Raw genomic sequence first — 19134 nt, 5'->3', positions numbered from 1 at the left:
ATTTCTCCAAAGGCGGTCGACCCGGATCAGGCTTCCAGCAGTTCGGCCAGGGCGCTCAACGCCAGGCAATAGCCCGATGCGCCCAGACCGGCGATGACGCCGGTGGCGGCCTTGGACACGAAGGAATGGTGGCGAAAGCTTTCGCGTTTCCAGATATTGCTCATGTGCGCCTCGATGATCGGGCCGTCGAACGAGAGCAGGGCATCGAGGATGGCGATCGAGGTATAGGTGAGGCCGGCCGCGTTGATGACGATGGCGTCGGCCTGCGAGCGCGCTTCCTGGATCCAGTCGACCAGCACCCCTTCGTGATTGCTCTGCCGGAATGCCAGTGCCAGCCCCAGCCCGGCCGCGTGACGCTGACAGCGTGCTTCGATGCTGGCGAAGCTGTCGTGGCCGTAGGCGCCGCCCTTGTCCCGCCCATACAGATTGGCGTTGGGGCCGTTGAGAAAAAATACGGTATGGGGCATCGCAACTCCTTGCGCCGGACGGGCGGCCACATGTTGTCAAGCGGGAAGGGCGGGCGATTGCGCGCCGCTGCCGTGAACGGATTCACGTGGGAGACGGCGCATCGGGGATGACGGCGATCACATCGATTTCCATGAGCCACTCCGGTTGGCCCAGGCCCGAGATGACGAGGCCGGTGGAGACCGGAAACACGCCTTTGAGCCATTTCCCCACCTCCCGATAGACCGGCTCGCGGTAGCGTGGGTCTGTGATATAAGTGGTGGTCTTGACGATATGGGACAGATCGGAGCCCGCTTCCTCGAGCAGTTGCCTGACGTTTTTCATGGCCTGTTCCGCCTGCGCGCGCGGGTCGCCCAGCCCCACGAGGTTGCCATCGAAATCCGTGCCGATCTGGCCGCGCAGATAGACGGTATTGCCCGCGCGCACGGCCTGGCTGAGGTCGTTGTCGAGCGACTGGTTGGGATAGGTTTCCCGGGTATTGAACATGCGGATACGGGTATGGGTGGGCATGGCGGGCGGCTCTCGGCGGGGGCAATGAACAGAGCTTCACATCTGCCGCGGTTCGAGGAAACTAGCATTTGCTTGGGTATTGCTTAGGGAAACCCGAAGCTCCCGTGAAAGGTCGGTTCATGCCGTGGAGACGTGATGTTTAGCCGTATCACCCAGCGCCAGCTGGAATATTTCGTGGCGTCCGGCGAGGCCGGGAGCATCAGTGCGGCATCCGAACGCATTCATGTATCGTCCCCCTCCATCTCCGCGGCCATCGCGCACATGGAGGCGGAGCTGGGGATACAGCTGTTCATTCGCCATCATGCCCAGGGCATATCGCTCACCGCGGTCGGACGCCAGGTGTTGCAGGAAGCGAAGCTGATTCTCGAACAGACGCTCAACCTGTATACGATCGCCGCGAATTCCCTGAACATGGTCCGCGGAACCTTGCGTGTCGGCTGCCTCGAATCGCTGGCGCCCATGATCACGCCGGAACTGGTCTTCGGTTTCGGCCGCGCGTTTCCCGGCGTGCGGGTCACGCAGATCGAAGGCAACCACGAGGAATTGCTCGAAAAACTGCGCGGCGCCGAAATCGATATTGCCCTGACCTACGATCTGGCGAGCAGCGACGACATCCACTTCGAGCCGCTCGCACAGCTTCCCCCCTATGTCATGGTGGGCGCCTCGCACCCGCTGGCGGACGTCTCGGCGGTCAGTCTGCAGGAGCTCGACGCCGAACCCATGATACTGCTCGACATTCCCTGGAGCCGGGAGTATTTCCTCAGCCTGTTCATGCATACGGGCGTGACGCCGAATATCGTCATGCGCTCGACCAACCTGGAAACGATACGTTCCATGGTCGCCAATGGCATCGGGTACTCCATCGCCAACGCCAGGCCCAAGGCCAATCTTTCGCTGGACGGAAAACGGTTGGTCAGGATTCGTCTCGCCGGCGCGCTTCGGCCGATGCAACTGGGCGTGTCCGTCGCCCGTACCGTCCGCGAGTCGCGCGTGGTGGCGGCATTCACCGAGCGTTGCCGGATGTTCGTTTCCGATCAATACATACCCGGCATGGCCGCGCCCAGCTTCTTCGATCCGCATGCCGTGCGTCCGCCCCTGGACGCGGCGTGAGCGATCGGCCGCCATCTACCCGGGCACCGCATCGACCCCTGCTTCGGATTTTCTCGCCCCAGTCGTAAACCATAAACGAATTTAAGCGGCCGGCGCACGCGTGCACACTGCGTCCAGGTAATGGCGCCGCCGCTGCCTCCCGCTTGCGCCGGAACGCGGCGGGCGGACGATTCGCCCGGTCGGAACCCGCGTGGCGTGAACAAAGGAATTTGACCATTGGACGCGACGGCGCCGCAGGCGGCAACATGGAAGCGTTCGGTACGGACCACGGCGTGGCTTCCCATCCGGCTCCTGGTGGCATCCTTCCGTTTTCCCGATCAGCGCGGTGACGATGACATTCAACTGGCAATACATGTTTGGCTTGCTGGGCTATGCCGAGTTCTGGCGTGCCTCGTCGCTGGTCATCCAACTCAGTTTTCTGACGTGGGTAGTGAGCATCGGGCTGGGGTTTTTTCTGGCGCTTGCCAAACAGTCGGACAATCCGCTCGTCAATCTGCCCGCGCGTGCCTATATCTGGTTGTTCCGCAGTCTGCCGCTGCTCGTCCTGCTCATATTCGTCTACAACCTGCCACAGGCGTTTCCCGCCACCTCGGTGGTGCTGGCGGACCCGTTCCGGGCCGGTTTGCTCGCCATGGTGCTGAGCGAAACCGCGTACATCGCGGAAATTCATCGCGGCGGCCTGTTGTCGGTATCGAAGGGTCAGCGGGAAGCGGCGCGGGCCCTGGGATTGGGATTCCTGGGCGTTCAATGGCGCGTGATCGTTCCCCAGGCACTCAGGGTGGCGCTGCCGTCGCTGGCGAACGAATACATTTCCATCGTCAAGCTCACCTCGCTGGTATCGGTGATCTCGCTCGCCGAAATTCTGATGGTGGGTCAACGGCTCTACTCCCAGAACTTCCTGGTGATGGAGACCATGGCGGCGGTGGCGATATATTACGTGCTGATCGTCACCGTGATCGACTTCCTGTTGAAACGTCTGGAGCGCTTTCTGGACGTCAACCGGCGCAATGTGTCGCGGGTTCCGGATGCCGCCGTGCTGGCACTGGCGACGCAGCCGCGTATCGTGCCGGCGCGCGCGGCCGCCGCCGAACCGCATGGGCCGGCACTGCAGGCCATCCGGCTGCACAAAGCCTACAACGATGTCGAGGTACTGGGCGCGGTCGATCTGCAGATCCGGACCGGCGAGGTCGTGTCGGTGATCGGACCCTCCGGTTCCGGCAAGACCACGCTGATTCGCCTGCTCAACGGGCTCGAACGGATCGATAACGGGGAAATCCGCATCAATGGTCAACCGTTCATCCATCTGAGCCGGCAGGGGGCGAACAAACCGCTCTACGTCGAGCATGCCGAGCACCGCTTGAACATCGGCATGGTCTTTCAAAGCTTCAATCTCTTTCCGCATCTGAGCGTGCTCGACAATTTGCTGATGGCGCCCCGATACCATCGGGCGGGGTCCCGACAGGCGCTGCAACAGCAGGCCTACGCCCTGCTGCACAAAGTCGGCATGCTCGATCATGCCTGGAAATATCCCCATCAGCTGTCCGGGGGCCAGCAGCAGCGCGTCGCCATCGCCCGTGCCCTGATGATGCGTCCGCAGATCATGCTGTTCGACGAACCCACCTCGGCGCTGGATCCCGAAAAAGTGAACGAGGTGTTGCAGGTCATCGAACAACTCGCGCGGGACGGCATCACCATGGTGATCGTGACCCACGAAATGAACTTCGCTTTCAAGGTATCGGACCGCATCGTGTTCATGGAGAAGGGCCGCGTGGTCTGCGACGACACGCCTCGCATGTTGCGTAGCGGCCGTCATCCCCGCGTGGAAGCCTTCCTCAAGGATGTCTCGATGGCATGACCGCGCGAACGTGCGCCATGAACCGATACCCGCCCGGCTCCCTCATCGCTTGACCTCCCTCAAACCCGGCAAGGAATCACCATGACAGCATTACACAGGATTGTCCGTCCCATCGCCCTGGGCCTGATCGGCATCGTCGTGGCGACGGGCGCGATGGCGGCTTCGGGATTCAAGCAGGACGGCACGATCGTCGCGGGTTCGGACGCGACCTTTTTTCCGTATGAATACATGAACAACAATCAGCCTGCGGGATTCGATATCGAACTCCTCGACGGGCTGGGCAGGATCATGGGACGCAAGGTGGAAACCGTCGATACGCGGTTTCCCAACCTGATCACGGGGCTCGAGGGCGGGCGTTTCGACGTGACGAATTCGTCCATGTACATCACGGCCGAACGCCTCAAGGTGATCGACATGATCCCTTATCTGAAAAGCGGCGAGTCCATCCTCACGCTCAAGGGAAGCGACTATCAACCCAGGCGCCCGGAAGACTTTTGCGGCCACAAGCTCGGCTCGATGGGCGCCACGTCGTGGTTGCAGCAGATGCACAGGCTGTCGGACGATTACTGCGTCAGGAACGGCCTCAAGCCCATCGCGGTGAGCGAATACGCCACCGACCCGGAAACGACCCAGGCGCTGCTGGCGCACGCCGTGGAGGCGCAGATCACGGACGCGGCGGTCGCCCGCGGCGTGATCGAGAAGCTCGGCGGCCGCGTGGTGATCTCCTCCAGGACGCTGATCTATCCGGTGTTGAATGGAATCGGTGTTCGCAAGGGCAACGACGCCGTCAAAAACGCCTTGACCGACGCACTGAAGAAATACCGTGCCACGCCGGAATACGCCGCGCTCCTGAAAAAATACCACTTCGAAGCCCCCACCGACGCCGACATCCGCGAACTGATGCCGAAGTCCTGACCGATTGCCCTGCGTGGCCTGGATGCGTCGGGGTCACGCAGCACGGAGAACACGCATGGCCTTGTCTGTCGAGGAACAAGCCCGCATCGACCTTGCGGCAACCTTCCGTATCCTGGCCCATCTGGGCATGCACGAAGCGGTGGCGAATCATCTGAGCGCGGCGGTCTCGCCGGATGGCAAACGGTTTCTGATCAACCCGAAGTGGAAGCATTTTTCGCGCATCCGCGCCAGCGATCTGCTGTTGCTGGATGCCGACGATGCCGCGAGCGCGCACCACCCGGACGTGGATGCGACCGCCTGGTCCATCCACGGGCAGATTCACCGGCGGCTGCCGGACGCGCGCGCCGTGCTGCATCTGCATCCGGTCTACACCACGGCCGTCGCCTGCCTCGCCACGCCGCACGTTCCGCCGATCGATCAGAACACCGCCCGCTATTTCAACCGCATCGCCATCGACGACATGTACGGCGGCATGGCCGACACCGAGGCCGAAGGGGCGCGCCTCGCCGCGCTGTTGGGCGACAGGCGGCGTTTGTTGATGGGCAACCACGGCGTGATGGTGATCGGCGCGAACATCGGCGAGGCGTTCGACGATATCTGGACCCTGGAGCGTGCCTGTCAGATCCTGGTGACGGCGTGGTCGACGGGCAGGCCGCTGCGCATCCTGTCCGACGATGTCGCCGAGAAAACGGCGCGCGGCTGGGAACAGATCCCGGATTTCTCCCGCCGGCATTTCGAAGAAATGAAACAACTGATGATCGAAGCCGATGCCTCGCTGCTGGACTGACGGGTCCCGTCGAGACGATACGAGATGAACAGGATTCCCCCATGACTTTTTCCTTGGCGGCACGTTGTGCCGAAACCGGCCAGTTCGGCATCGCCATCAGTTCGTCGAGCATGGCCGTGGGCGCACGCTGCCCCTGGCTGCGCGCGGGCGTGGGCGCGGTGGCGTCGCAGAACATCACCTTGCCCGCGCTGGGCCCCGCGACACTCGATCTGCTGGGGCAGGAAACAAGGCCGGACGAGGCGTTGGACATCGTGCTCGCCGGGCAGCATCACGGCGAATTTCGTCAACTCACCGCGATCGACAACCTGGGTCGGACCGCGCATTTCAGCGGCGCGAAAACGCTCGGCATCCACCATGCCGTCAGTGGTCAGCAATGCGTGGCGGCAGGCAATATGCTCGCCCGTCCGGGCGTGGTCGAAGCGATGGTGAACGCCTTCGAAAACGCCCCCGGGCATTTGGCTGACCGGCTGCTCGTCGGCCTGGGCGCGGGTCTGGCCGAAGGGGGCGAAATGGGACCCGTGCACTCGGCCGCGTTGACCGTGGTCGGCGAATTCACCTGGCCCATCGTCGATTTGCGGGTGGACTGGGCCGACGACGATCCGATCGGCGCGCTCGCCCGGCTCTGGCAGGCCTATCGCGGCCAGATGCAGGACTACATCGACCGTGCGATCGACCCGTCGCGGGCGCCGGGCTATGCGGTGCCGGGGGACGATCGCTAAGCGGGCCGGACGGACAAGGGTGTCATGGCTTTGCCGCCAGACGCGGCACGCAATGATGTCGATCCCTATCTCCCGGTGGCCACTATCGGGGAATTGCAGGACTACTCCGCGGCGTCAGCCGGCCAGGCCGTATCCCTATCGCTCCAGCCCGAATCCATTCCCGCATCCACCACGTCGCGCGTCAGGTGCGGCGCGAACATCTCGATCATCCGGTAACCGTAGGCACGCAGATAGGCGCCGTTGCGCACGCCGATCCGCGTCGTGCTGGCGGCGAACATGCCCGGCGTATCGAGCACCACCAGCTCGCCCGCGGCCGTCGGTTCGATCGCCATGGCCGACACGATGCCGACGCCCAGCCCGATTTTCACATACGTCTTGATCACGTCCGCGTCGGTGGCGGTCAGCGCGATCGACGGCACGACGCCCGCGTCGGCGAACGCCGCGTCGATTTGCGCACGCCCCGAAATTTCGGCGTCGTAGGTGACGATACGGTGCCGGGCGATGTCGGCCAGCGAGGGGCGGGGCACCCGCGTGAGCGGATGCTCCTGCGGCACCACCACGGCGTGTTGCCACGAATACGCGGAGAAGGTGGTGAGGCCGGGGTGCCGGTCCAGGGCTTCGGTGGCGATGCCGATATCGGCCACGCCGTTCGCGACCATCGCCGCCACCTGGGCGGGGCTGCCCTGACGCAGCGCCAGGCTCACCAGCGGAAAGGCCCGGCAGAATTGCTGGATGACGTCCGGCAGCGCGTAGCGCGCCTGCGTGTGGGTGGTGGCGAGGATCAGGCGGCCTTCGTTCTCGCACGCGTAATGGTCGGCGGCGCGGCACAGGTTCTCTTTTTCGCACAATACGCGTTCGACCAAATCCATGACGCCGGAGCCGGCGTCGGTGAGGCCGGTGATGCGCTTGCCCCGCCGGATGAAAAGCTGGATGCCCAGCTCGCTCTCCAGGTCCTTGATCTGCTTGCTGACGCCGGACTGCGAGGTCTGGAGCACATTCGCGACCTCGGTCAGGTTCAGGTTCTGCCGGACCGCTTCGCGCACGAAACGCAATTGCTGGAAATTCACGACATCACCTCTTCGGCGCGAGGCGGCGCGATGCGCGACAGGGACGCACGCCTGGACGGGCTGCGGGATGAACGGGCGAAAGGACCGCGGAAACGCGGTTTGCGGAAGCGACATGGGGTTTCACGGTCCCTCCTCGTAGCGGTGCGGCATCGGGGATACAAGCGTAGCAAGGCCGCGCGTGCCGGTGTAACGATCTATTCAGCTTAGGAAAGCGTCGACGTGCATAAGCGGCGATGGCAGTCCGGTGAACTCTCGCGGTTGACCGTGCACGGCGTAGGGAGTGGATGGCGCGCGCAAACGCGTCTCGATGCAGGGGCAGGATCGCCGCCGAGTTTCGTGACGGCCTCAGGCAACGCCGAGCCAGTGGATCGCCCCGGCGCTCAGCAGCCCCAGAATCACCAGCGACAGGATGGCCGCCAGGATAACGCGCCCTCCGGCGCTCGCCACGGACCGGACATCGACGCCCAGCCCCAATCCCGCCATCGCGACGACGGTCAGCATGTTCGACATCGCGTGCACCGGCGCGCCGACGAGCGCCGGTATCGCGCCGAGCGAACGCAATACCGCCAGGCCGAGGAAACCGACGATGAACCAGGGCAGGAGTTGCGTCACGCCCGGGCGCCGCGCCGGCGCCGGATTCCGCGATACCGCGTTGTCGTCCTTCGGGCCGGCATCGACGCGTCCTCTCGCGCGAGCGCTTCCCCGGTTGTACAGAAAAGAGACCGCCAGCAGCACCGGACCGAGCATCAGCACCCGGACCAGCTTGACGAGGGTACCCATCTGCACGCTGGCCAGGGACACCGGCGCCGTCGCCGCGAGCACCTGGGGCACCGCGTAGACGGTCAGTCCGGCAAAAATCCCGAACTGAGTGTGCGACATCCCCGTCGCGGCCGCGAGGCGGGGCAGCAGCAGCACGACGATGACGCCGAGTACGGCCGTGAAAGCGATCGAAGCAGCCACGTCCTCGCCCTGTGCATCGATCACCGGCGCGACCGCCGCGATGGCGGAGTTGCCGCAGATCGAATTGCCGCAGGCGACCAGCAGCGCCAGCGAGCGGGACAGCCCGATCGCGCGGCCGATCCAGAAACTCGCGACGATCGCCAGCGCCACCACGGCGACGATGGCGAGCAGCAGCGGCGCGCCCTCGGCGAGCAGCGCGCGGGCACTGATCGCGGCGCCGAGCAGCATGACCGCGACTTCGAGGAGGACTTTCGCGCTGAAGTCGATGCCGGGCGTATAGCGCGCGCCAGGCGACACGGTGCTGCGAAGCACCGTGCCGATCAGGATCGCCAGCACCAGGCTTTCCAGCCACGCACGGCCCAGCAGGTGACGCTGGAGCGCTTCCGCCGCCAGCGCGGTCAGTGTCACCGCGATGCTCAGGCCGAGCCCGGGCAGCAGTGCCACGCATCGCGCCCGTCGCGGCGCCGTTAGCGAGAGCCGGTGGCACCACGTGGCGAACCGCGTGGCGTCCCGGGATACGCGGTCAAGCCCGGGGGGATTATCCTGAAAAACCTGGGTCGTGGCGCCGGCGCGGGGGAGGGGATGGGGAAGGATGGCCATGGGGTCGCCTGCGGGAAGATTCAGTGGCCCTATTCTCTTATCCCGATATGGTTATATCCATCGAATAATTACGTTTATAACGTTAAATTTAATCGAACGATAGTCGTTTTCAGGTCATCGACTGTCGCCCCGATGCGATATTCGCCGTGCTCGCCGACAATCCATTCAGCAGGTTTTCATTCGCTTCCTGCGAGCTTCCTGCCTGCTTTCTACCCGGTTGCCGCGGGTCGAACGGCCCCGGCTCGTGTTCTCCACATGCCGAAATAAATCGCGGCTCGCAGGACCACTTCGTGCTGGTTTCCGTATGTGCACGCCGCTTTACGGCATGCGCCATCCGGCGCGCACCCGCGCTGCGCCGCAGCGCAGTCCAAAAATTTAGGATGACAACATGAAACGCCTTACTGCCGCGCTGTTGCCGTGTATTCTGCTGGCTTTCACCAACGCCTCATTTGCCGCAACACCGATGGAGGTCACGCCGTCGAAGATGAAATGCGAAGATTTCGTTGCGATGGGTTCCGCTTACCAGCCCGCGATGATTTACTGGGTAGTGGGCGTCGACAAGCTCGGCGTGCGGGAAACGGACAGGCTCGTCGTGGACACGGTTCAGCCTGTCGCCGACGTGATCGCCGAATGCAAGAAAACGCCCGATGCGATGTTCATGGGCAAGGTCCGGGAAATGGTCAAGGCGAAGAAACTGCCGTTCCTCAAGACCTACGCCCATAACTAAGTCGTGAGCAGCCCGAGAGACACACGCCGGTTGATCTCGGGCCGTCGCAGGGCGTGCCCAACCGCTGCATGCGCCAGCCTCGCGCATTTGCCTTTCTTCAAGGCATCGACGACATCGCCATGCGCAGCGCCAGCCCGCCCATGATCCACACCGTGCCGGCCACCATGATGGTGAGCACCAGTGTCGAGAACAGGATCAGGTGGAGATCTTCCCGTTTGTGGGTAAAGCCGATATGCAAAAAGCAACGAAAATGCACGACCATCTGCACCAGCGCGAGCACGCCGATGATGATGCCCGCGGGCAAACGCATCGTGCCGAGCGGATGCAATAGCGCGAACGACGCCAGCGTCAGCAGCAGCGCCAGGCCCGCGCCCGCCAGATAGACGCGCAGATCGTGGCGTTCCTGCCGCTTCAGCTCCGCGGCGTCGTCGGCGTCCTGCTGCGTATTCGTCATGTCAGCGCCGTCAGGTAAACAATCGAGAAAATCGCGATCCAGACGATGTCCAGAAAATGCCAGAACAGGGCCAGCCGCATGATGCCCAGCTTTGTCTTGCTGTCCAGGCCGTAGCGCGCGATCTGGCCGAACAGGGCGAGCAGCCAGATACAGCCCCCCAGGACGTGAAGCCCGTGCAGGGGAACCAGGTCGAAGAACGCGGAAAGAAAGCCGCTACGGCCGGGAACGCCTCCCTTGGCGAACATGTCGCTGAAATCGTGAAGTTCCAGGACCAGAAAGGCGATGCCGAGGAGCAGCGTCACGGCCAGCCATGCGACCAGCCGCGTCGTGCCCCGCTTGTATTTGAGCGCGAGCGACGCCATGCCGAACGTCAGGCTGCTGATCAAGAGCAGCAGGGTCTCGATGAAGATGCTGCCTGTGTCATACAGCTGACGCGGACCGGGACCGCCCGCGGTCGCGTGCAGCGACGTCACATACGTGGCGAAAACCATGCCGAACAGGATGGCATCGCTCATGAGGAACACCCAGAAGCCGAATATCAGCGTCTCGGCCGCTTCGTCGTCCTTGCCATGCGTGGCGCTCAGGTTCAAGCCGGGATACTTGGGTGCTTCGTGTTTCATGGTGCGGTCCCGTGAACCGGATGCTGCGCCAGACCCTGGTTGGCCGGGGTGCCCTCGACGGCACGCGATATGGCCGCTGTCGCGAGCGCCGCGTCGATCCAGCGATCATGCGCTTCCTGCACCTCCCGCGCGCCGACCAGCCGGGTGGTATCGCGGGCGAAACCGCGCAGTATCATCGTGGCGAGCGCCGCCGCCGTCGACAGGATCGTCAGCCACCAGATATGCCAAACGAGACCGAAGGCCAAGACAAAGCCGATGGCACCCACCACCGGTCCCAGCGCGCTGTTCCTTGGCACTTCGATGTCCTCGTACGTCGCATGCCGCTGGTAGGCGCGGCCCGCCGCCTTGGCGACCGTGAACGCATCCCGCTCGCCGACCTCGGGAATCTTCGCGAAATTGTATTCCGGAGGAGGGGCCGAGACCGACCATTCGAGGGTGCGTCCATCCCAGGGGTCGCCCACGAACACCCGGTTCGCGTCGCGGTGCGTGATCGAGACCCATAGCTGCACGACGAGCGCGACGAGCGCCACCACGACGATGCACGCGCCAAGCAGCGCCACCCACTCCAGCGGCACGTACGCGGGTTCCGAATATGCCACGGTACGCCGCGGCAGCCCCATCAATCCCAACGCGTAGAGCGGAAAAAACGCCAGCATGAAACCGACGATCCAGCACAGCGCGGAGATCCTGCCCCAGCGCTCGTTCAGACGAAAGCCGAATGCCTTGGGGAACCAGTAGTGATAGCCGGCGAGCATGCCGAAGAGCACGCCGGGCACCGCCACGTTGTGGAAATGTGCCACCAGGAAGACGCTGTTGTGCACTTGATAGTCGATGCCGGGGTCGGCGAGCAGAATGCCGCTCATGCCACCGAGCACGAACAGCAGCATGAAACCGATCGAGTAGATCATCGGCGGCGTGAAACGGATGCGGCCGCGAAACATCGTCAGCATCCAGTCGTATATCTTGACGCCCGTGGGGATGCCGATGAGCATCGAGGCGATGCCGAACACGGCGTTGATGTCGGCGCCTTGTCCCATCGTGAAAAAGTGATGCACCCACACGGTAAACGACAGCACGGCGATGGCCATCGTGGCGGTGACCAGCGCGCGATAGCCGAACAGCGCCTTGCCGGAGAACGTCGACACCACTTCCGAGTAGACCCCGAAAGCCGGGAGGATCAGGATATAGACCTCCGGATGCCCGAACAGCCAGAACAGGTTGGCGAAGTGCATCATGTTGCCGCCCAGTTCGTTGGTGAAATAATGAAAACCGAGATAACGATCCAGCGCGAGCTGGGCCGTGGCGACCGTGAGGGGCGGCATCGCGAAAATCATGAGGATGCTGGTGCATACCGCGGTCCACGTGAAAAGCGGCATCCGCATGAAGGACATGCCGGGCGCACGTTCCTTGTAGATCGTGACCGCGAAATTGATACCCGAGAAGGTGGAGCCCAGCGACGCGAGCGTCAGCGACCAGATCCAGTAGTCGGGTCCCACGCCGGGGCTGAAGGTCGCCTCCGTGTACGGGGGATATCCGAACCATCCGCCGGTCGAAAACGTGCCGATGCAAAGGGAGATCATCACCAGGGCCGCGCCGGCTGCCGTCAGTCCCAGGCTCACCGAGTTCAGTACCGGAAACGCCACGTCGCGCGCGCCGATCTGCAGCGGCATGACGTAGTTGATCATGCCCGTGAGAAACGGCATCGCCATGAAGAAGATCATGATGGTGCCATGCGTGCTGAACAGTTGCGCGAAGTGATCCGGCGAAAGAAACCCTCCGCCCAGTCCGAAGGCCTGCTGGGTACGCATGAGGAGCGCTTCAATCAGCGCCCGTATGAGCATCACGAAGGCAAGCGCGATGTACATGATGCCGATTTTCTTGTGGTCGGGGCTGGTCAGCCAGTCCGACCACAGGATGCCCCATTTGCGATAGTAGGTGATCAGCGCAAAAGTGACGATCGCGCCGATCACCACCATCGATGCCGCGCCGGTGGCGATGATGCCGTTGATGACATGGGTAGGGCTGGGGTCCTGCAGCATTTGCCAGAAGGGCAGCGCCGGCAGGTCCAGGCGTCCGAGGGGATTGGCGAAGAGGTCGCGGGCGCTCATGGATGGGATCCCTGCGAAGGCGGCGTGAGCGATGCGCCGCCGGAGAAGCGTTCCGATGCGGTCGTCTGATCCAGGGCCGGGGAAGCCGATCCGGTGCCTTTCATCGTCGCGTTCACCACGCCGGTGAACAGTGTGGGACTGACATGGTTGAAAGCAATGCCATCGTTGCCGGTCGCAGGAACTCCCAGGGCGGCGACGAGTTGTGCGCGTGTGGAACGTTCCGATATCCGACTCAGCGCCGCTGCGTCCAGCGGTCTTTCGTTCGACTGCACGTGTTTCACCCAGTCGCTGAACGCAGTCGCGGTCATGGCGACGGCCGTGAAGTTCTGCTGGTGGAATCCGTTGCCGCTATACATGGTGTTCTCGCCCATGAACCGTCCAGGTTTGTCCGCCAGAAGATGCAGTTGGGACACCATGCCGCCCATGGCATAGATTTGCCCGCCCAGCGCGGGAATGAAAAGCGACTGCATCACCGTTGCCGAGGTGATGTCCATTGCCACGGGACGATCCACCGGCAGAGGCAAAATGCCGATGCTGGCGATGCCCAGGTCCGGATAGATGAAAAGCCATTTCCAGTCGTAGCCGATGACCTGAATGCGCAGCGGCGGCGCGGCCGATGCAATGGGTTTGTAAGGGTCGAGCGCGTGGGTACTGCGCCATACGAGCACGGCGAGCAGCGCCACGATGACGGCGGGGCCACTCCAGGCGACGATTTCCAGGGATCGACTGAACGACCATTCGGGCGTGTAGCGCGAGGACTTTGCATCGTAGCGATAACGCCAGGCGAACCAGGGCAGAAGAATGAAGATCGGGATTGCGACCAAAACGCTCAGTAGCGCGAGCATTTCGATGAAATGGGTGCGCTGGATCGATGCGATGGGACCCTGCGGGTCCAGAAAGCTCAGGTGCCGGCCACTGGTGCAGGCGCTGAACAGAAAAAAAGCGGGGAAGACGGCTATGAAGCGAAAGGTGCTTCCGATGCTTGCAAAGCTGCGGAGAAGACACGGCTTTTTCGGAAGACTGATCACACGCTCGCGCATGCGTTCCACCGGTTTGTCGAAGCGGCGACGGGTAGGCAAAATGGCATTGTCCCGGTGTCCTGCGGTCCACCTGTCATCGGTGTTCGTTGAGTGTACATTACTGTCGCCACGATGCGATGTTTCCAAATTCGTCCTGACTGCGCACTTGAAGGCTGCGTAGCCGCGTTTTGTCGCTTTCGAGGCTCAGGGCCATTTCGGCGCGCTGCAGGGCCAGGGCCGAGTGCCTTTGCGCGGCGAGGCGAAATCCCGGCGAATCGATTCGTGCCAGGGCCGCCAGCGCTTTCTGTAACCGCATGCCCACTTCCACGGTCCCGGCACCGTCTCTCGCAATCGGTGCGAAAAAATCGTCGAAGACATCCTGCAGGTCGATGCCGCGCACGAAAACGCGGGCGCATTCGGGTGACTTCGGCGGCGCATCGCCCGGATTGGCCAGCAGGGAGAACACTCTTATCCCTCTTCCGATCACATCGATCGCGGTCCCCGGATCGTTGACGGCCGGGGATAGGGCACGCGACGCGATCTCGGCCATGACCGACACGCCGAAGCGGGGGTCCTGTTCGTACGAGCGCCGTGTACCGATTACAAAGGCGGCGATGATTCCTTCTTCCTGATGCGCATCGATATCGTCTACCCATGCGATCGGCATCGTCGTTTCCGCAAAGGTGCCCGGTATCGCATGAACATAAATATGGCCGGAAGTCTTATCGGAAATTTTTCGTAACGACGGCATGTCGATCAGTTGAACATACCCGATTTTCCTGGCGTACAGCGGGCGAGCGGTGAGCGGAAGGCTGCTGCCGGCGGGAAAGGCGCGGCCGCCCATGTACGGCCGTCGCGCCCGATCCATGATGGCGCCTTTCGCCGCGCCCTCGACGCGGTCGGTTGTCTCGCCAAGGTGACCTAATCGCGACAGGTGGTCGATCCATGTCAGGAGCGTATAGACGATCAAAATGATTACGCCGATCGTTACGATGAACAGAACGACGCGCCCCTTGCTGCCATACGCCCCGGTACTGAGAGTAATGATTCCCACCAGACTGAAGAGAAACGAACCGATGAAGGCGGACAGCGCGTTTTGCGTGGTGGCATCCTCCACCAGCAAGGACGTCGCGCGAGGCGTGGCGTTGCCGGTGGCGGAACCGTAGGCGGAGACCATGGTGCTGAGCGAGAACGTCGTCACGGCGAGCATGCTGGACGCGATGATGCCGAGAATGTTGTCGACCGCATCGGCACCGATCTTCGTCGACATCGAATCGGGGATGTACTGCCGCAAACCGACCGATACCAGTGCGGAGACGACCCCCAGGAGCGAAAAAAGGGTGGCCCGGAACCAGATCCGTTTGAAAATACGTCGAGCGATCCAGCGCCATTTTGCGTACATTACATCCCTTTTAAATCGTTGATAAGGATTTCGTGCTTAACGAATGCGAACTGAAAATATTCGATTCCGAACCATTTATTACGTTTTCCTTTTTACTGGATTACGGTGCTATGCCAATCCTTTGGCAGCGCAGTCTTATCGGGAATGGAACTTGCGAAAGCTTCGGGATGGCGGGATCTTCCCATGCCGGAAATTCCCACCCGAGAGTCGCATGCGCAGCCTGTCTTTCGAAACACTCTCCTTTGCCTACATCTGTCTCAGTCTAGCCTGTGCGCTGGGCGTGGCGAGTGACATTTTTTTGAGCGGTCGGCGGCAACAGATGAAGATCATGGAGGCGGTGTGGCCGCTGACGATGCTCTACTGGGGCCCGGTCGGCATCGCGGCCTATCTCTGGTTCGGGCGGGCCGAGCGATCCGGCCAGCACGACCACCGCGGCGGGTCGATGGCGATGAACGGTCACGGCAAGGAAAAACCGATGTGGCAGGCCACCTTCGTGGGGGCAAGTCATTGCGGTGCGGGCTGTGCGGTAGGCGACTTCATCGGCGACTGGTTCGCCTTCGGCCTCGGCATGACCGTTTTCGGGTCGTTGCTTGGCGGTACCTATCTATGCGCTTTCGTGCTGGCTTACCTGTTCGGCGTTTTGTTTCAGTACTTCTCCGTGGCACCGATGCAGGGTCTGAACGTTCGCGACGGCATCATCGCCGCGATCAAGATCGATACCTTGTCGCTGCTCGCCTATGAAGTCGGCATGTTCGCGTGGATGGGTTTTCGCGCCTGGCGCTTTCCCGACATGGTGCCGACCCAGTGGTCTTACTGGTTCATGATGCAGATCGCCATGATGATCGGATTCGCCACCACCTATCCGCTGAACTGGTGGCTCATCAAGCGTGGCATCAAGGAAAAAATGTAGCGTTGTCTCATACCGCAGTCGTCGCGTAAAACAAGGATTTTTTATGACGCAAATTGTCGTGATCACGGGCGCCGGCGCCGGTGTGGGCCGGGCTACCGCCGAAAAATTCGCCAGCGAGGGCTTCGCGGTCGCGCTGTTGTCGCGTGATCCGCAACGCCTCGACAGGGCGGCGCGAGAATTGCACGAACGCTACGGGGTGCGCACCTTGGCGATTCCCACCGATGTCGCCGATGCCACGGCCGTGGATGCCGCGGCAAGCAAAGTGGAGAACGAACTGGGTCCGATCGACGTCTGGGTCAATATCGCGATGGCAACGGTATTCGCGCCTGTCTCGAAGCTGACGCCGGAGGAGTTTGAACGCGGCACGCGCGTGACCTATCTCGGTCAGGTCCATGGCACCATGTCGGCGCTCTCGCGCATGCGCGTGCGCGACCGCGGCACCATCGTGAACGTGGGTTCGGCGCTGGGCTACCGCTCCGTTCCGTTGCAATCGATTTATTGCGGCGCCAAATTCGCGATACGCGGTTTCACCGACGCATTGCGTTCGGAAATCATCCACGACAGGCTCAAGGTTCACCTGACAATGGTCGACCTGCCCGCCGTGAACACGCCGCAATTCGACTGGGCGAAAAACAAGATGGGCGTCAAGGCCAAGCCCGTCGCACCCATCTTCGAACCGGAGGTGGCTGCGCGGGCGATCTTTTTCGGGGCCACGCACAAGCGGCGCGAAGTCTGGCTGGGTTTTCCTACGGTCAAGGCGATTCTGGCAAACCGCATCGCGCCGGGTTTGATCGATAAATATCTGGCGTCTTCGGGCTATTCGGGGCAACTGACCGATGAACCGCTCGCGGCGGACGCGCCCAGTAACTTGTTCGAAGCCGTACCCGGCCATTATGGCGCGCATGGCCGCTTCGACAGCGAGTCTCGGGAACACAGCTGGGAGATGTTCACCGATCGCCATCGGGGGTTTTTCTGGGCCTTCGCCGCGTTGAGCCTGGCCGGCGGTATCCACTGGCTGGCGAAGAAATCCAAAGTCTGATCACGCGGTCCCGGGCGGAAACCCTACACATGAGCAAGCCGATCGAAGATTACGCCCTGTTGGGCGATGGTGAAACGGCTGCACTCGTCAGCCGCGACGGCGCGATCGACTGGCTCTGCTGGCCTCGGTTCGACGACGATGCGTGCTTCGCCGCGTTGCTGGGTACCGAAAAAAACGGTCACTGGACCGTGGCTCCCGTCGCAGCGGTTCGTCATCACAGCCGCCGCTATCAGGAGGATAGCCTGATCGTCGAAACGGATTTCGAAGTGGACGGGGGGGCGATCCGGGTGATCGATTTCATGCCGATGCGAACGACCTTTTCTTCTGTCGTACGAATCGTCGTCGGCCTGCGGGGCAACGTCAAAGTCCGATCGACGCTGTGTCTGCGCTTCGACTACGGGGCGTTGCCCCCATGGTCGGCGCTCCAGGACGACTGCATGGTCGCGAAGGTCGGGCCGGATCTCGTGATTCTGCGTGCGCCGGTGCCGCTCGATGTCTCGGCGCTGGCGACGGTGGCGGAATTCGACGTTGCGCAGGGAAGCCGGTTGGCGTTCGTGATGAGCTATGGGCCATCCCATCAGCCCGCCCCGGGCGCGATCGATGCGGAAGCGGCGTTATCTTCCACCCAGCGTTTCTGGCGTGACTGGATCGACCGGTTCGACGATGCGAAGACGGACTGGCCCAGGGAAGTCAGACGCTCGCTGCTGACCTTGAAGGCGTTGATTCATCAAACCAGCGGCGGTTTGATCGCGGCGCCCACGACCTCGCTGCCGGAGGCGCCTGGCGGCACCATGAACTGGGACTATCGATATTGCTGGCTGCGCGATGCGAGCTTTACCCTGGGGGCGCTCCTCAATGCCGGCTTTCATGAGGAAGCGCTTGCCTGGAGAGACTGGCTGCTACGCGCCGTCGCGGGTTCGCCCGAACGCGTGCGGATCATGTATCGCGTCGATGGTGCACGGCATCTTGCCGAGTGGTCCGTCGATTCATTGCCGGGGTACCGTTACGCGCAGCCCGTGAGGGTCGGCAACGCGGCGTCCACGCAACATCAAATCGATGTTTTCGGCGAGCTGCTGGATTGTCTCGATCTGGCCCGCCGGGGGGGCGTGCCGGTGTCCGCGCAGGAAGCCGCGGTCATGCTGAAGATCGTCGAACACCTCGAGACGATGTGGGACAGCGAGGGTTCCGGCGTGTGGGAGTCCCGCGCCGCGCCGCGGCAGTACACCTATTCGAAAGTCATGGCGTGGGTGGCGTTCGATCGCTTTCTGCGTCATGACGGTACGAACGCCGGCGCGGAACCGGTCGCGCGGCACGTGATCGAACGCATCACCGCGTTACGAACGGTCGTCCATGAGCAGGTCTGCCGCGAGGGCTGGAACGAGGGACTCGGCAGTTTCACCCAATATTACGGGGGGCAGGAAATCGACGCGAGCCTGCTTTTGTTGCCGCTGGTGGGTTTTCTCCCGGCCGACGATCCACGCATGGCCGCGACCATCGCGACCATCCAGAGAGAACTCGCCGACGGCGGGTTGATACGGCGCACCAGAGCGCGTCGGGAGGGACCGAGCGAGGGGGCATTTCTCGCCTGCTCCTGCTGGATGGCGGACTGCCTTCATCTGCAGGGCCGCACCGACGAGGCACGCGCGCAACTGGACCGCGTGCTTGCCGTGGGCAACGATCTGGGCTTGTTCTCCGAGGAATACGATGTGCCGGGCAAGCGTCTATCGGGAAACTTTCCGCAGGCGCTGACGCATCTGGCCATCGTCAATACGGCGCTTCGCCTGTGCGGACCGACCCTCGCTCGCGACGGTGGCGCTTCTCCGAACCAGACAAGCGAGCGGGCGAAGCACCTGCCCGCCTAGCGGAA

General features: G+C 62.7%; 18 protein-coding genes. 9 read left to right on the top strand and 9 right to left on the bottom strand.

The features are described 5' to 3' along the window. Positions 1–26: 26 nt before the first annotated feature. Together OVY01_RS05470 and OVY01_RS05465 are read right to left on the bottom strand one after the other, a co-directional pair. Positions 27–467 carry a type II 3-dehydroquinate dehydratase gene (locus OVY01_RS05470; RefSeq protein WP_267846260.1) on the bottom strand — a complete coding sequence of 147 codons (441 nt, stop codon included), beginning with the start codon at positions 465–467 and terminating at the stop codon, positions 27–29. A gap of 82 nt (positions 468–549) precedes the next feature. Beyond that, on the bottom strand, positions 550–975 hold the full coding sequence (locus OVY01_RS05465) for a RidA family protein (protein ID WP_267846258.1): 426 nt from the start codon (positions 973–975) through the stop codon (positions 550–552). 135 nt (positions 976–1110) lie between these two features. On the opposite strand from OVY01_RS05465, the gene OVY01_RS05460 reads away from it, so the two are divergent. From OVY01_RS05460 to OVY01_RS05440, 5 genes are all read left to right on the top strand, one after another. Next, positions 1111–2085, top strand: coding sequence for a LysR family transcriptional regulator (locus OVY01_RS05460; protein WP_267846257.1), 975 nt, complete (start codon positions 1111–1113; stop codon positions 2083–2085). A 331-nt stretch (positions 2086–2416) separates the two neighbouring features. Beyond that, entirely contained in the window at positions 2417–3940 is a 1524-nt protein-coding gene (locus tag OVY01_RS05455; protein ID WP_267846255.1) for an amino acid ABC transporter permease/ATP-binding protein, read from the top strand. 81 nt (positions 3941–4021) lie between these two features. After that, positions 4022–4855, top strand: coding sequence for an ABC transporter substrate-binding protein (locus OVY01_RS05450; protein WP_267846253.1), 834 nt, complete (start codon positions 4022–4024; stop codon positions 4853–4855). Between the two features lie 55 nt (positions 4856–4910). Beyond that, positions 4911–5642 carry a class II aldolase and adducin N-terminal domain-containing protein gene (locus OVY01_RS05445; RefSeq protein ID WP_267846251.1) on the top strand — a complete coding sequence of 244 codons (732 nt, stop codon included), beginning with the start codon at positions 4911–4913 and terminating at the stop codon, positions 5640–5642. Between the two features lie 41 nt (positions 5643–5683). Beyond that, positions 5684–6361 carry a DUF1028 domain-containing protein gene (locus OVY01_RS05440; protein ID WP_267846250.1) on the top strand — a complete coding sequence of 226 codons (678 nt, stop codon included), beginning with the start codon at positions 5684–5686 and terminating at the stop codon, positions 6359–6361. Positions 6362–6462: 101 nt separating this feature from the next. On the opposite strand, the gene OVY01_RS05435 is transcribed toward OVY01_RS05440, so the two are convergent. Beyond that, on the bottom strand, positions 6463–7428 hold the full coding sequence (locus OVY01_RS05435) for a CysB family HTH-type transcriptional regulator (protein ID WP_267846248.1): 966 nt from the start codon (positions 7426–7428) through the stop codon (positions 6463–6465). Between the two features lie 345 nt (positions 7429–7773). Continuing rightward, a complete protein-coding gene (locus OVY01_RS05430; RefSeq protein WP_267846246.1) occupies positions 7774–8832 on the bottom strand; it encodes a YeiH family protein in 1059 nt (352 codons plus the stop codon). Positions 8833–9376: 544 nt separating this feature from the next. Between OVY01_RS05430 and OVY01_RS05425 the strand changes: the two genes are divergently transcribed. Further along, a complete protein-coding gene (locus OVY01_RS05425; RefSeq protein ID WP_267846244.1) occupies positions 9377–9715 on the top strand; it encodes an HdeA/HdeB family chaperone in 339 nt (112 codons plus the stop codon). Positions 9716–9812: 97 nt separating this feature from the next. Here OVY01_RS05425 and OVY01_RS05420 read toward each other — a convergent pair whose 3' ends face one another. The 5 genes from OVY01_RS05420 to OVY01_RS05400 all read right to left on the bottom strand — a co-directional run bounded on the left by OVY01_RS05420 (position 9813) and on the right by OVY01_RS05400 (position 15318). Continuing rightward, positions 9813–10169 (bottom strand): cytochrome o ubiquinol oxidase subunit IV, encoded by a 357-nt coding sequence (locus OVY01_RS05420; protein WP_267846241.1) that lies wholly within the window; start codon positions 10167–10169, stop codon positions 9813–9815. Next, positions 10166–10789 (bottom strand): cytochrome c oxidase subunit 3, encoded by a 624-nt coding sequence (locus OVY01_RS05415; protein WP_267846238.1) that lies wholly within the window; start codon positions 10787–10789, stop codon positions 10166–10168. The genes OVY01_RS05420 and OVY01_RS05415 overlap by 4 nt, the downstream gene beginning before the upstream one ends. After that, positions 10786–12897 (bottom strand): cbb3-type cytochrome c oxidase subunit I, encoded by a 2112-nt coding sequence (locus OVY01_RS05410; RefSeq protein WP_267846236.1) that lies wholly within the window; start codon positions 12895–12897, stop codon positions 10786–10788. The genes OVY01_RS05415 and OVY01_RS05410 overlap by 4 nt, the downstream gene beginning before the upstream one ends. Then, positions 12894–13937, bottom strand: a complete 1044-nt coding sequence (locus OVY01_RS05405; RefSeq protein WP_267846235.1) for a cytochrome ubiquinol oxidase subunit II family protein — start codon at positions 13935–13937, stop codon at positions 12894–12896. Before OVY01_RS05405 ends, OVY01_RS05410 begins: the two co-directional genes overlap by 4 nt. Before the next feature lie 97 nt (positions 13938–14034). Further along, on the bottom strand, positions 14035–15318 hold the full coding sequence (locus tag OVY01_RS05400) for a DUF2254 domain-containing protein (protein WP_267846233.1): 1284 nt from the start codon (positions 15316–15318) through the stop codon (positions 14035–14037). A 319-nt stretch (positions 15319–15637) separates the two neighbouring features. Between OVY01_RS05400 and OVY01_RS05395 the strand changes: the two genes are divergently transcribed. Genes OVY01_RS05395 through OVY01_RS05385 form a run of 3 tightly spaced genes read left to right on the top strand, consistent with a single transcriptional unit; the run spans position 15638 to position 19129 of the window. Beyond that, complete coding sequence (locus tag OVY01_RS05395) at positions 15638–16228, top strand: DUF4396 domain-containing protein (RefSeq protein WP_267846231.1); 591 nt, start codon at positions 15638–15640, stop codon at positions 16226–16228. A 43-nt stretch (positions 16229–16271) separates the two neighbouring features. Next, positions 16272–17267: an SDR family oxidoreductase gene (locus OVY01_RS05390; RefSeq protein WP_267847674.1), complete on the top strand. Its 996-nt coding sequence runs from the start codon at positions 16272–16274 to the stop codon at positions 17265–17267. A 29-nt stretch (positions 17268–17296) separates the two neighbouring features. Next, positions 17297–19129: a glycoside hydrolase family 15 protein gene (locus OVY01_RS05385; protein WP_267846230.1), complete on the top strand. Its 1833-nt coding sequence runs from the start codon at positions 17297–17299 to the stop codon at positions 19127–19129. Positions 19130–19134: the final 5 nt, after the last annotated feature.

This window comes from Robbsia betulipollinis, assembly GCF_026624755.1.
GTDB classification, from domain to species: Bacteria; Pseudomonadota; Gammaproteobacteria; order Burkholderiales; family Burkholderiaceae; genus Robbsia; species Robbsia betulipollinis.
The sequence above is the reverse complement of the archived record's forward strand: the minus strand, read 5'-3'. Positions and strand labels throughout refer to the sequence as shown.